This window comes from Colwellia sp. BRX8-9, assembly GCF_014077245.1.
In the GTDB taxonomy this organism is placed as follows: Bacteria; Pseudomonadota; Gammaproteobacteria; order Enterobacterales; family Alteromonadaceae; genus Colwellia_A.
Map to the genome: position 1 here is coordinate 24,118 of NZ_JACGVN010000013.1, position 13,133 is coordinate 37,250.

A 13,133-nucleotide genomic window follows, 5' to 3' on the forward strand; every position below is an offset into this window, starting at 1 on the left:
AAGAAAATGGCGAAAATTATATTCCTTCCTAACGAAGACTTATGCCCAGATGGTGCAGTGGTTGAGGCAGAAAAGGGCGAAAGTGTACTTAACGTTGCACTGCGTAATGATATTGGCGTTGAGCATGCTTGTGAAAAAGTATGTGCTTGTACCACTTGTCATATGATCATACGTGAAGGTTTTGATTCAATTGCAGAAAGTGATGAACTTGAAGATGACATGCTAGATAGAGCTTGGGGATTAGAGCCTGAATCTCGTTTAGGCTGTCAAGCGCTGGTAGGTGATGAAGACTTAGTTGTTGAAATCCCAAAATATACGGTCAATATGGTTTCTGAAAACCACTAGTCATTTTTGTCAATTTGATAGATAGGGCAGTAACATGTTAATGTTACTGCCCTTTTTTGTTGTAGTACCGCTATAACTATTTTTTAGAGGAAGACTTTAGTCAACCTTTCCGTACGGCTAAATCAACTGTATTACTTAGATAAATAGACAGGACATTAAAAGTTTGCTCTACTCACCATGAATATTTATGTGTTGTAATCGCTTAATAATAGTGAATATATTTTAAAAATAACTTTAGGCATAATGAATTTGTCCGAACTATCTAAATCAGAAACGATAAAAAGCTTAACCATCACTAATCAGTTTGCGACTGATATATTGTTATTAAATACCCCAAGTGAAATTTGGCAATATTTAGCTCAAAATATTGTCGAAAAATTAGGTTTTGAAGATGCCGTTATTTACACCTTAGATTCAGGGGGTATGACGCTAAGTCGAATGTCGGGCTTTGACAAAAAAAAATCCTTCAATGATGGTGTAATCACGACTAGTTCCATAAGAGATACTTCGTCTAATTCTATGACCATACCTTTTAATGAAGGCGTTATAGGGAAAGTTGCTGCGACCAAACAACCAATATTGGTAAAAGATACCCGTGAGTTTGAAAGCTATATTGTTGAGGATGAAACGACCTTATCTGAGTTAGCTGTTCCTATTTTATTTAAGCAGCAATTATTAGGTGTTATTGATTCGGAACATGCCAGTGTTAATTTTTACACTGAGTTTCATCTGAAAACACTCACTGCGTTAGCAACAATTACCGCAATGAAAATTTCTCAAATTATTAAAGTCGATGGCCTAGAAGAGGTAATAGAAAATTTAGAGTATGCTAATAAAATTCAAGATGCACTGTTTGAAATAGCAGAAATCATTTTTAAAACTAAAAATATTGATGAGTTTTATCAATATTTGCACCAGTGTATTGGCAGACTGACCTTGGCGAAAAATTTTTTTGTTGCGCTATTAAAAAATGATGGGCTAACAATAGATTTTCCTTATGCTATTGATGAGTTTGATGATAGATCAACGTTTACTAGTATTAATATCGATCCACATTTTTTAAGTATTACCGGTTATGCGTTAGCTAAAGACCAGCCTTCTTTATTATATGAAGCAGATATCCAAAAGATGCTTGATGAAAAAGCCATTTATATTCGTGGTAACATCCCCAAAGCTTGGTTAGGGGTGCCTTTTGGAAGTGGGATAAATAAAGGCATAGTTGTCGTACAAAGTTATAGTACTGAATTCTTATTTCAAGAAAAAGACAAACAATTGTTAATGTTTGTGGCTAAGCATATCAATAATGCCATCGAAAGAATGGAAGCTAAACAAAAGTTACAATTTTTAGCCTTACATGATCCTTTAACCAATTTACCGAACCGTTCGCTATTCAAAGATAGAACCCAACATGCATTTTTACATTGCCAGAATAATCGCCAAGACAATATAGCGATATTATTTATTGATGTAGACAGGTTTAAGCAAATTAATGATACCTATGGTCATCACGTTGGCGACAAATTACTGATTGGTATCGCGCAAGCAATAATGACTAGGTTGAGAAATACGGATACGTTAGCTCGCTTAGGTGGCGATGAATTTGCCATACTACTTGATGGAAAAATTGATTATGAGACTATCTGTCGTATAACTGAAAGTATTCTTGTTGCTACGGCTTCTGCCTTCAATATCGACGGTTTGAATATCTTTAGCAGTGTTAGTATCGGTATAGCGACTTATAACAATTCGAGTGAAAGCGCAGAACAATTATTGATTGATGCCGATCATGCTATGTATCAAGCTAAGTTGAAAGGGCGTAATCAGTATGTTTTCTTCGAAGCGCTCGAAGAACAAAATAAATCAACCAATGTCAAAGTTGAGTATGATTTTGATAATGCGGTAAAAAATTCAGAGTTTATTGGTAATTACCAACCCTTGATTGATTTTGACAGTGGCAAGGTTATTGGTGCTGAAATACTCGTACGTTGGCAGCATCCTAAATTAGGGCTTTTGTATCCCGATTTTTTTATTCCAATTTTAGAAAAATCAGGTCAGATAGTACAGCTTGATCTGTATATGCTCAAGCTTGCGGTCAGTAAATTAAATCTATGGGCTGACTGGTTACCAAAACAATTTAAGTTGAGTGTTAACGTTTCAACATCAGGATTTGCATCTAAAGACTTTATTGGCTATTTACAAAATCAGCACCTAAAATCTGCAGATATTACTGATCGCTTATGTGTAGAAATCACTGAAGAAAGCCTCATCCTAAACGTTGACGCGGTCAAAAACCATTTAGACATTTTGAAAAGTATTAATATCCCAGTCGCCTTAGATGATTTTGGAACTGGCTTTTCATCGCTAAGTTATTTACACCAATTTTCTTTAGACTTTTTAAAAATAGATAAAAGCTTTGTTGACGACTTAAATGCAGTCAATAGTAAGGTCTTGATACTGGAAGCTGTGGTTAATTTAGCTAAATCGTTAAAGATTAAAACTACCGCAGAGGGAATTGAAACTGCGGAACAATATCAGAAGCTTAAAGAAATTGGTTGCGATTTAGGGCAAGGATATCATATTGCTAAGCCATTACTTGAGAGCGACTTTAAACGCTTCTTCTTAAACAGAGTAAGCTAAGGTTTATGTGCTAATCATCATCCACTAGTTAAACGATGTTAAGCCATAAAAGAAAGTTTGTTGTTAAATTAAAATACTCTAATTTTAAACCTCTTTGCAATTATAAATAATTTATAAAAAGATTAAACTGCCGAGTTCTTTCAATAGATACCGTTAAATAGGAAATAATATGAGTGATTTACCCTCGGCGGCTGATAAAGCAGCGGCTAAAGAAAAAAAACATATTGAACGCCAAAAGAAAATTAAAGCCAACGTTGATCAACGAATTGCTCAAGCAACAGAAGAACGCGGTGTTTTTGTAGTAATAACGGGTAATGGCAAAGGTAAAAGTACCTCTGGTTTTGGTACGGTATTGCGTGCTATTGGTCACGGCCAAAAAGCTGGCGTGGTGCAGTTTATTAAAGGCACTCAATGGGAATGTGGCGAGATGAATATTCTTAAGCAATTTGCTGTTAAGCACCATGTTATGGGAACCGGCTTTACCTGGGAAACACAAAGTACCGAAACTGATGTAGCAGCAGCAAAAGTCGCTTGGCAAAAAAGTAAAGAAATGTTGAGTGATGAAACGCTTGATATTGTTTTACTTGATGAAATGACCTACATGGTGACTTATGGCTATATTGAACTAGACGAAGTTATAGAGGCATTGAATAATAGACCTAAAATGCAGCATGTACTTATAACCGGACGCGCTTGCCATCGCCGTTTAATCGAGTTGGCTGATACCGTATCTGAAGTTCAACCGATTAAGCACGCTTTTAAAGCTGGCGTTAAAGCACAAAAAGGACTTGACTGGTAAAGTAGGTAATCTACTAAAAGCACGGGTCTTGTTATATTATCGACTCAATTAGAAGCTATATGGAAACAATGAATCACGCTTTAGCGACTTAATCTGTTCACGAAACCCCTGTAGTATTATTAACAGTAAACTAAATAGTAATATGCTAATGAACATCGAAATTAACATCAAAAACACCACAAAGCACTATGGCTGGGTCAGTATCTTTTTACACTGGTTCGTTGCGTTAACCGTTATTGGACTCTTTGCTTTAGGCTACTGGATGGTTGATCTCGATTATTACAATCCTTGGAATAAACAAGGGCCTGATCTTCATAAAAGTATTGGTATACTTTTATTCTTTGTAATGATTTTTCGTTTGATTTGGCGCAGCGCTCAGATAAAACCAAAAGCGCTTAAAACACATAGCGATACAGAAAAAAAACTTGGACATTTTATGCATTTATTTTTGTATACTGCACTGTTTATTTTAATGATCTGTGGTTATTTAATTTCTACGGCTGATGGACGTGCAATCGAAGTTTTTCAGTTGATATCAATAATGAGTTTTGGTGAGCTGTTTACTAATCAAGAAGATATTGCCGGTGCGGTGCATAAATATCTTGCTTACCTATTGATGTGTTCTGTTGTTTTACATGCATTAGCGGCGCTAAAGCATCATTTTATCGATAAAGATAACACCTTAACTAGAATGCTTGGTTATCAGCGTTTAAACAATAAATAGACTTTATTCATACGATTAAAAAAAAGGACTCACATGAAAAAATTATTACTTGCCTCAATATTGCCAACGCTACTTATGACATCTGCTTTCACTCCAACAGTTAATGCAGCAGACTACATCGTAGATTACAAAGGCGCGCATGCCTCCGTTAACTTCAAAATTAAGCATTTGGGTTACAGTTGGTTAACGGGACGTTTTGATAAATTTAGTGGCAGTTTTAGTTATGATGCAGCTGATTTATCTACGGCTAAAATTGAAATGTTGGTGGATACCACCAGCTTAAATACTAACCATGGCGAACGTGATAAGCATGTCCGTAGTGATGACTTTCTTGATGTGGATAAGTTTGGTAGTGCAAAATTTGTTAGCACTAGCATTACTGATAATGGTCAAAATAAATTAGCAATTAACGGCACTTTAACCTTACACGGTGTTAGTAAAGCCATTATTATTGACGCGATAAAAATTGGTGAGGGTAAAGATCCTTGGGGTGGTTACCGTGTTGGCTTTAGTGGAACAACAAAAATTGGTTTAGCTGATTTTGGTATTCCAGACACGTTAGGACCTGCTTCATCACATGTTGAATTAGAGCTCCATATTGAAGGTATAAAGAAGTAATAAGTGATTGTCTGGCTTACCAAACTGGTTAATGTCGATTCATATCGTCCCAGTCTCTACTGATAAACTAAAGCCAGCACTGATGCTGGCTTTTTTATAACAATATCTTCATTTTAGAGGCGGAACTGTGAGAAATAGTCGTCGCCTAACGGTGTTATCTCATTAAGTCTGGTTTAGCTCTATAGGTAAACATTATATAAATTTAGCTAAAATTACGTTTAGCTGTTAGAATTCGCGCGAATTTTTTAATGGCTGATTATTCGGCACTCACATTCAATTAAGGTGCTTTTATGTCTAAATTTTTTTATCGCGGTACTCCTGATGTTATGGGCACTCACGGCAGTGCAGGTTATAAACCTAATCGCGGCGTTAAGCTCGGTAGTGCAGCAAAACCATTAATGCTCGTTGTTGCATCAAAAGAAAGGCAGCAAGAAGTTATCACTATTGTTACTGAGCACAATTTTATTGCTAACATTGAAATTAATGCTGATGTAAAAGAGAATATTGTTGAGCTAGAAGCGGCATTAAATGTCCCTAAAACACAGCGTTTTGATAAAACACCGAACAGAAACGATCCTTGTTCTTGTGGAAGTACTAAAAAATATAAAAAATGCTGTGGATAAATAAGTCATAGTTTTAATAAAAAAGGCTGAGAAATTATTTCTCGGCCTTTTTTATTAAAGCAATTATGGTAAAAAGAGTAAAATTGACAGATACTTACCCCTCAGTTGTTGTTAATAGGAGAGGATCATTAAGTGAAAAAAATCAGCTTAACGCAAGATGAAAATTTATCATTTAAAGTTAGCCAGCAATTATCACCACAAGAATCACAACGTTTTGATCTTTATTTTTCTATTCCCGAAGAAATGGGCATTAATGCTATTACCCTCAGTGAAGATAATTACTTTCACAGCAGTATCCGAAGCCATAGTGCTTACTTTTCTCGCCAAGTGCATTTACCTTTAGTGCGTAGCCGATTTATAAGTCAAAAAAAGGGTGATCAGGGCGACTATCGCAGTAACTTAAATTTATTTTCTTATCAATTTAGGGTCGCACTCGAAACAGATATCAAGCAAGCCCTACAAGAAAAAGATATCGAAATTTTTTATCAATATGCACTTGAATTGGTTGATCAAACACAAAGCTTGTTAAAAAAACTGCGCCGCTATACCCCTTTAGATCAAAAACTAAGTTCTTACTTTGAAAATGTAGATAATTACCTAAGCTGGTATACAGAGCAGTCATTTCTTAATTTGCTTGCCAATGGACCAAAAAGCTCAGAGCATTCAGAAACCCGAGAGGTGTTGTTTGCCTTGTGTCGCCAAGAAAATAATTACCGAACAGAGCGCCAGTATAATTCAAAAATTACGCTAGCAGACCCAAATCGTATCACTAACAAAATGCGCTTGTTGCAGCGATTAAGTGAATTTGGTGTGGTCTTTAAAAGAACCACTCATGACCTAGACAATAATCTAAGACGCTTAGTTCGTGGTAGTATTACCGCTGTCGTTATGGCGTTCGTGATGTCAATTGTGCTCAACGCTCGCTCAGCATTTAACGAAGTAACTTTAGTACTGATCACTTTTTTAGGGGTGATTTATGGTGTCCGTGAAATATTTAAGGATGATCTCACACGCTATCTTTGGCGAAAAATTCAGCGAGGACGCCCTAAGTGGCAGCATGTATTTACCGATAGTATGTCTAAAAATAAAATGTCTATGCAAACCCTATGGCTTGATTATATTAAGAACAAAGACTTACCTGATATTGTTAATAAACATTTTCAACAACGCCGTCAACAAAACAAGCAAGCGGCACAACTCTTACATTTTCGCTGTAATTCAAAAGTTATTGCTAAAGAGTTTATCCCTGGCTTTAAAGAGATTCAGCACCAGATGTTTTTTAATTTAACGCCTTTTGTGCGTTTTTTGAAAAAAGGAGAAGGGCGTTTATATGCACTTGATGGCAGTAAGATATCTAATCAAGGTGTTGAACGACGTTATCAGATAAATTTAGCGGTTGTGCAAGAGCAAAAAATACCGGGTAATAAAACAAAACAATACATCCAGCGTTTTAAAATAACAATGAATCGTTCGAAAATTATTAATATTGAAGGGATGAAATCAGAACAAAATTTTGAAGGTAACCCACAATAGCATAAGTTGGCCAGCTCATTTGCAAATATGTTATTTGTCATTGAACTGGCCGTAATAAAGTTACCGGTTAATCAATCGCTAAACTATCGAATTATCGGCCTTATAAACATCAAAATTAATCGTCTCTATTTTAACGGTTCTAAGCATACCGCCAATACCAACAAAGGCGATAACTTGAAAGTAGATACTGTTAATAATAATCTCCATATAACCTAGTTCATAAACATCAACTGCTGTGTTTGCCATTAAAAATAAACTTAAGAAAATACTCACAGAGCCCATTGATTGTAAAGCAAATTGAGTTTGGCTACTTCTGTCCTTCACTGCTTGGTGGGGATCTAAACGTTTGCCGGTAAGGTGCCAAATGGCTAAACCAATAAAGAGTGCATGTACCAAACTCAGTGTCACTATTTTAATAATGAAGTCGCTGGTAATCGCAAAATTATGAATATATAAATCAAATAAAATATAAGAAAATAATAACACCACAGCTGAAATAACCAATAAAGGTGAAACATAATTGAACAAGTGACGTGGTGTCAAATCTGCGGTGCGGTTGGTACGCTTATTGGCTTTTCTCATCAGTTTAAATTGTCTACACCCAGAGATTTCTAATAACATATAGGGGATAAACTGCACCATACCAAACATTAAGGGCAATCCTTCTGCAAATTTCTGCTTATCACTATAATCTTTTGACATCAAAACATAGAACCCCAGTAATATCAGACCAATAACCAGTATTATTTGATTAAGTAATCGATAACGAACCTTAGCTACGTTCACCTGTTCAGTTGACTCAGGGTAAAGTTTTGGATAACTCTCCGGCGGAAATTTTTTTAAAACCCCATCAATTTTTTTAATTATTTGCTTAGGGTAATAGTATGAAATGAGTATAATTTGGCTTAAAAATAATGTGTAAAATAAAATGTTAATAGACATCTTCTGCTCCTTAATTGTTTTTACTGTTCATTGCACTACTAAAAGCAATACGTATTTCTGAGTCGGTTACCCCTGCCGTTTTACAGGCAGAAATAGCATTATCTAACTGTGCTAAAACATCAGCATTTAAATCCATTTTACTATTTACGATTGCATCAGGGTGAACAAAGGTCCCTCGATAACCTTTGCTTTGAATGACTAAGTCTCGTTCTAATAATTTGTAAGCTTTAGCAACAGTTTTACTGTTGAGCTCTAAATCATTAGCCAATTGTCTAATCGAAGGAAGTGGGTCTCCCGGTCTAACCTTGTCGCTAATAACCGCTGATTTTATTTGTTCAACGAGTTGTGTAAATAACGGCATCGGATCTTCTATATTAATGGTAATTTCCATATTTCTTTCTATGCCCCAGTTGTTCCGTGTGTGGTAATGGTACAACTATAACCTGGATCAAGGCAAGTAAAAATAGTTTGTTTTTTGAACTATTGAGGTATTAATAAAAGTGGTTGTGATTTATTTTAATAAAATCAAATTCTTGCGTGGATGTGTTGGTACAGAGGTCGCATACAATAAAGCCTGAATATTTCGATGATATCAGTGATATCGAGATATTCAGGCTTTAGGTTATTTGCAAGGGGATTACTTAACTTCTTCTCCTGCGGCTTGTTTATCAGCATGGTAGCTTGAACGCACTAAAGGCCCACAGGCTGCATGGTTAAAGCCCATCTTAATCGCTTCAGCTTGATACATATCGAAAACATCAGGGTGAACGTAGCGTTCTACCGGTAAATGATGTTTACTCGGTTGTAAATACTGACCAATGGTAAGCATAGTCACGCCATGGCTTCTGAGGTCGCGCATAACTTGTAAAATTTCTTCGTCTGTTTCACCTAGGCCAACCATTAAACCTGACTTTGTCGGTACTGCAGGATTGGCTTCACCAAATTTTTTCAGTAAATCTAACGACCATTGGTAGTTAGCGCCCGGACGTGCTTTGGTATAAAGACGCGGTGCGGTTTCTAAATTATGATTAAAGACATGTGGAGGATTAGCATTTAAAATTTCTAAGGCACGGTCCATGCGACCACGAAAATCAGGGACTAAAATCTCAACTTTAGTATTTGGTGCATGTATGGCTATTTCACTAATACAATCAGCAAACTGTTGAGCGCCACCATCACGTAAATCATCACGGTCAACCGAAGTGATCACCACGTATTTCAGTTTCATATCTTTAAGTGTTAGTGCTAACTTTTTAGCCTCATCAACTTTAGGGGCTAAAGGACGACCGTGGCCAACATCACAAAAAGGGCAACGGCGTGTACAGATATCACCTAAGATCATAAAAGTGGCGGTACCGTGGTTAAAACACTCGGATAAGTTTGGGCAAGAAGCCTCTTCACAGACTGAATGTAAGTCATGTTTACGTAGCGCTGCTTTTATACTGTCAATCCGTTCTGTCGTACGAGGTAGTTTAATACGTAACCATTTAGGCTTTCTAAGCATGGTTTCACGCTCTGAGGGCACAATTTGAATAGGGATATGCGCCATTTTTTCTGCATCACGCATTTTTGTGCCAGGGATAACTCGAGTTGTTTTAGTGGTCATTCATTTCGTCCCAACCAGTTTTATAACTGATATTATTGGTATTTAATAATTTAGCGAGGTGTTTTACTAAGGATTCACCTGCTTGAGCAGTATCTGTTAATTGACTGATATCGGCTGTCTGCACCATTTCTAGTCCTTGATAACCACAAGGATTTATCCGAAGAAAGGGCGATAAGTCCATATTTACATTCAGTGCCAAACCGTGAAAAGAGCAACCTTTACGCACTCGTAAACCTAACGATGCAATTTTCTTTTCGCCAACATAAACCCCTGGTGCGTCAGGTCTAGCTTTGGCTATAATGTTAAAATCAGCTAATGCGGCAATTAAGCCATTTTCAAGTAGCGTTACTAAATCACGCACGCCCATTTTTCGGCGACGTAAATTGATCATAAAATAGATAACTTGTTGACCAGGGCCGTGATAAGTCACTTGTCCGCCACGATCTACTTTTACTACTTCTATATCACCTGGCATTAGCAAGTGTTCTTCTTTACCTGCTTGCCCTTGTGTGAAAACGGCTGGATGCTCGACTAACCAAAGTTCATCTTGAGTGTCTTCGTTACGATCATCGGTAAATTTTTGCATCCCTTGCCAAACCTTGGTGTAGTCCATAGTGGCAAGTTGTCGAATGATTAACGAATTTTTCAAGTTTATACTTCACTTAATTCTATTGATGCCGATTATATCCAAATAATAATAGGAATACACCGGACAAATACTAAGGTTATTATCGTTACGCTAAAGCGTAATTTTTTTAAAGAACGTAGCGGACGATATCAATAGCCGTTAATTCTGTATATATTGTTTCTATATGCTCTTTACTGGTAACCGTCACCGCAATTGAAAGCGAATGGTAAGTCCCTTTCGAACTGGCTTTAATTTTAGGAGAGTAATCACCGGGTGCATGCTTTTGTAGTTCATTAATCACTAAATCAGGTAATTCGTCGCAAGCAACGCCCATAACTTTAAAGTTAAGTACGGTCGGAAATTCTAATAATTCATCAAACTTGGTTTTCATTTTCTCTCTCTAAATAGTACTTGGTCAATAGTCAATCTGGGGGTATTTTATCATTAATCAAATAAAATGTGATCATTGTATTTACCGCTTTTATTATTAATCACAATTTTGTCTTAATAATAAAAAACTCGGCATGAGCCGAGTTTAAAATTACAAGGTTTTTTATTTGCTAACTAGTTCACAAATTGTAGTTTCACATAGTCGACTAACTTGCTAAACATGCCGCCTTCATTAACTTCTTGCAAAGTTACTAACGGGTATTCTGCGATGTCTTCTCCGTCTAAGCGTAAAAATAGTTTACCAACAACGGTTCCCTTAGCTAACGGCGCTTTTAATTGTTGGTCAAGTTCAATACTGGCGGCTAAATTTTTACGTTGACCACGCGGGACTGTGATAGGTGTATCGAGTAAAATACCCAAGTCGACTTCTTTTACATCGCCCATCCAAACACGATTGGTAGCAAACTTATCACCCGCTTTATAAGGGGTATAGGTTTCGAAGAAACGAAAGCCATAATTAAGTAACTTTTTACTCTCAACTTTTCTTGCTCGTTCGCTTTCCGTCCCCATAACGACACTAACTAAGCGCATTCCGCCTTTGGTAGCGGATGAAACTAAACTGTAACCTGCCTGAGCGGTATGACCGGTTTTTAAACCGTCAACATTCATGCTTTTATCCCATAATAAATTATTACGGTTGTATTGTTTAATATTGTTATAGCTAAAAACTTTTTGGCTATAAATTTTATATTCTTCTGGTACATCTCGAATAAGTGCCATTGCCAGTGTTGCCATATCACGGGGTGTTGTCTTGTGTTCTTGGCTGTCTAGACCGTGGCTGTTTTCAAAATAACTAGAACTCATTCCTAGTGCTGCCGCATGACCATTCATTAACTGAGCAAAGGCACCTTCGCTACCTGCAATATGTTCAGCCATAGCAACACAAGCATCATTACCTGAAGCGACAATAATCCCTTGATTTAATAACTCTACAGAAACTTCGGTACCAACTTCAATAAACATAAGCGATGAACCAGGGAAGTTCTTTGCCCAAGCTTTTTCACTGACTTTGACTAAGTCAGTGTTGTTGATATTACCACTTGCTAATTCTTTACCTATGATATAACTGGTCATCATCTTTGTTAAGCTGGCTGGCGCTAACAAAGCATCGGCATTACTCTCTGCAAGAACTTTACCGGTATTGAAGTCAATAAGGATATGACCTTTTGCTTTAACTTCTGGTGGTGATGGAATAATGGTTAACGCTTGGGAAAAAGATGAAAAAGTTAAAGAAATTGCGCCTAAAAGGCAGAGAAGTTTTGTTGAGGTTTTAGCCGTTTTTTTAGCTAATGGGTAAGTCATAATATTCCTACGAAACTGAATGATAAAAGAAGAATTTTTCAGCAGTATACCATCTTTGTTACTGATTGCTATGGTGCTATCGTGGCAAATTGTTACGAATGATTACTTCAGACTGAATGCTTTTGGATAACCTGATTTTTTTAAACTGGTCAATAGGGTGTTTAACGCCTCTTCATCGTTGATTGGGCCGATTTGTACACGAAAAAGGCCATCGTTCATTGGGATTATGGTATTTATTTGATATAAATTCTCTAGGGCTTGGGCTGTTTTATTGGCAAGTACTTCATTCTTAGTGGCGAAAACTTGAATATATTTACGTTGTTCGCTATCTGTAGGTAAGTTATTTTCAGTCAGTTTTTGTTTTATCTCAGTAACAGCAAAATCAGTAATGGCAGTGATCGTGACATTAGCCACGCCTGTTTTCATCATACCTAGTTTATAAGCCGCGCTGTAAGATAAATCAATAATACGGTTTTGATGAAATGGTCCGCGGTCATTTACTCTAACAATTACTGATTGACTATTGGCGTTGTTAGTTACTTTTAAGTAAGTGGGTAGGGGTAAATTTTTATGAGCCGCACTCATAGCGTACATATTATAAATTTCACCATTTGAGGTTAAATGACCATGGAATTTTTCGCCATACCAAGAAGCAATACCCGTTTGGCTAAAATTTTCAGCACTTTTTAATACTGAATAAGTTTTACCACGCACCTGATATTGGCTTTTATTCCCCCCTCTACTATGGGGCTCTGCTCTTGGCGTAATATTAATAAGCTCACTTGCCGTAGGCGCTCGGCTGGGCATACTATCTTTGTGTTGTTGATAGCGTCCGGTATTGACACTGCAGGCAGAAATCGAGACTAAAAGCGTCATCATTAATAGTTGTATTTTCACTGGCAGATTCTTTTTATGTTGTTAATCAA

14 protein-coding genes are annotated in these 13,133 nt (G+C 36.7%); 7 read left to right on the plus strand and 7 right to left on the minus strand.

From position 1 onward, the window contains the following. Positions 1–6 precede the first annotated feature (6 nt). From fdx to H4J70_RS12190, 7 genes are all read left to right on the plus strand, one after another. Positions 7–345, plus strand: a complete 339-nt coding sequence (fdx, locus tag H4J70_RS12160; protein WP_070376092.1) for an ISC system 2Fe-2S type ferredoxin — start codon at positions 7–9, stop codon at positions 343–345. A gap of 249 nt (positions 346–594) precedes the next feature. Then, on the plus strand, positions 595–2,982 hold the full coding sequence (locus H4J70_RS12165; RefSeq protein ID WP_182251215.1) for an EAL domain-containing protein: 2,388 nt from the start codon (positions 595–597) through the stop codon (positions 2,980–2,982). Positions 2,983–3,151: 169 nt separating this feature from the next. After that, positions 3,152–3,781, plus strand: a complete 630-nt coding sequence (gene cobO / locus H4J70_RS12170) for a cob(I)yrinic acid a,c-diamide adenosyltransferase (RefSeq protein WP_070376094.1) — start codon at positions 3,152–3,154, stop codon at positions 3,779–3,781. Between the two features lie 160 nt (positions 3,782–3,941). Continuing rightward, positions 3,942–4,505, plus strand: a complete 564-nt coding sequence (locus H4J70_RS12175; RefSeq protein WP_182215112.1) for a cytochrome b — start codon at positions 3,942–3,944, stop codon at positions 4,503–4,505. A gap of 33 nt (positions 4,506–4,538) precedes the next feature. Further along, a complete protein-coding gene (locus tag H4J70_RS12180; protein ID WP_182215024.1) occupies positions 4,539–5,123 on the plus strand; it encodes a YceI family protein in 585 nt (194 codons plus the stop codon). A gap of 290 nt (positions 5,124–5,413) precedes the next feature. Beyond that, the gene (locus H4J70_RS12185) at positions 5,414–5,746 is read left to right on the plus strand and encodes a PBPRA1643 family SWIM/SEC-C metal-binding motif protein (RefSeq protein ID WP_182251216.1); all 333 of its coding nucleotides are present in this window, start codon (positions 5,414–5,416) and stop codon (positions 5,744–5,746) included. 132 nt (positions 5,747–5,878) lie between these two features. Continuing rightward, on the plus strand, positions 5,879–7,279 hold the full coding sequence (locus tag H4J70_RS12190) for a hypothetical protein (protein ID WP_182230458.1): 1,401 nt from the start codon (positions 5,879–5,881) through the stop codon (positions 7,277–7,279). A gap of 78 nt (positions 7,280–7,357) precedes the next feature. Here the strand turns inward: H4J70_RS12190 and H4J70_RS12195 are convergent, their stop codons facing one another. The 7 genes from H4J70_RS12195 to H4J70_RS12225 form a co-directional block, all read right to left on the minus strand. Beyond that, positions 7,358–8,221, minus strand: coding sequence for a hypothetical protein (locus H4J70_RS12195; protein ID WP_182251217.1), 864 nt, complete (start codon positions 8,219–8,221; stop codon positions 7,358–7,360). Positions 8,222–8,231: 10 nt separating this feature from the next. Further along, positions 8,232–8,612 carry a GntR family transcriptional regulator gene (locus tag H4J70_RS12200; RefSeq protein ID WP_070376099.1) on the minus strand — a complete coding sequence of 127 codons (381 nt, stop codon included), beginning with the start codon at positions 8,610–8,612 and terminating at the stop codon, positions 8,232–8,234. A 246-nt stretch (positions 8,613–8,858) separates the two neighbouring features. After that, a complete protein-coding gene (lipA, locus tag H4J70_RS12205; protein WP_182215017.1) occupies positions 8,859–9,827 on the minus strand; it encodes a lipoyl synthase in 969 nt (322 codons plus the stop codon). Then, entirely contained in the window at positions 9,817–10,440 is a 624-nt protein-coding gene (lipB, locus tag H4J70_RS12210) for a lipoyl(octanoyl) transferase LipB (RefSeq protein ID WP_220463210.1), read from the minus strand. Before lipB ends, lipA begins: the two co-directional genes overlap by 11 nt. A 142-nt stretch (positions 10,441–10,582) precedes the next feature. Beyond that, complete coding sequence (gene ybeD / locus H4J70_RS12215; protein ID WP_070376102.1) at positions 10,583–10,846, minus strand: DUF493 family protein YbeD; 264 nt, start codon at positions 10,844–10,846, stop codon at positions 10,583–10,585. A 173-nt stretch (positions 10,847–11,019) separates the two neighbouring features. Further along, positions 11,020–12,207 carry a serine hydrolase gene (locus H4J70_RS12220; protein ID WP_083278044.1) on the minus strand — a complete coding sequence of 396 codons (1,188 nt, stop codon included), beginning with the start codon at positions 12,205–12,207 and terminating at the stop codon, positions 11,020–11,022. Positions 12,208–12,309: 102 nt separating this feature from the next. Then, on the minus strand, positions 12,310–13,104 hold the full coding sequence (locus H4J70_RS12225) for a septal ring lytic transglycosylase RlpA family protein (RefSeq protein WP_310733545.1): 795 nt from the start codon (positions 13,102–13,104) through the stop codon (positions 12,310–12,312). Positions 13,105–13,133: the final 29 nt, after the last annotated feature.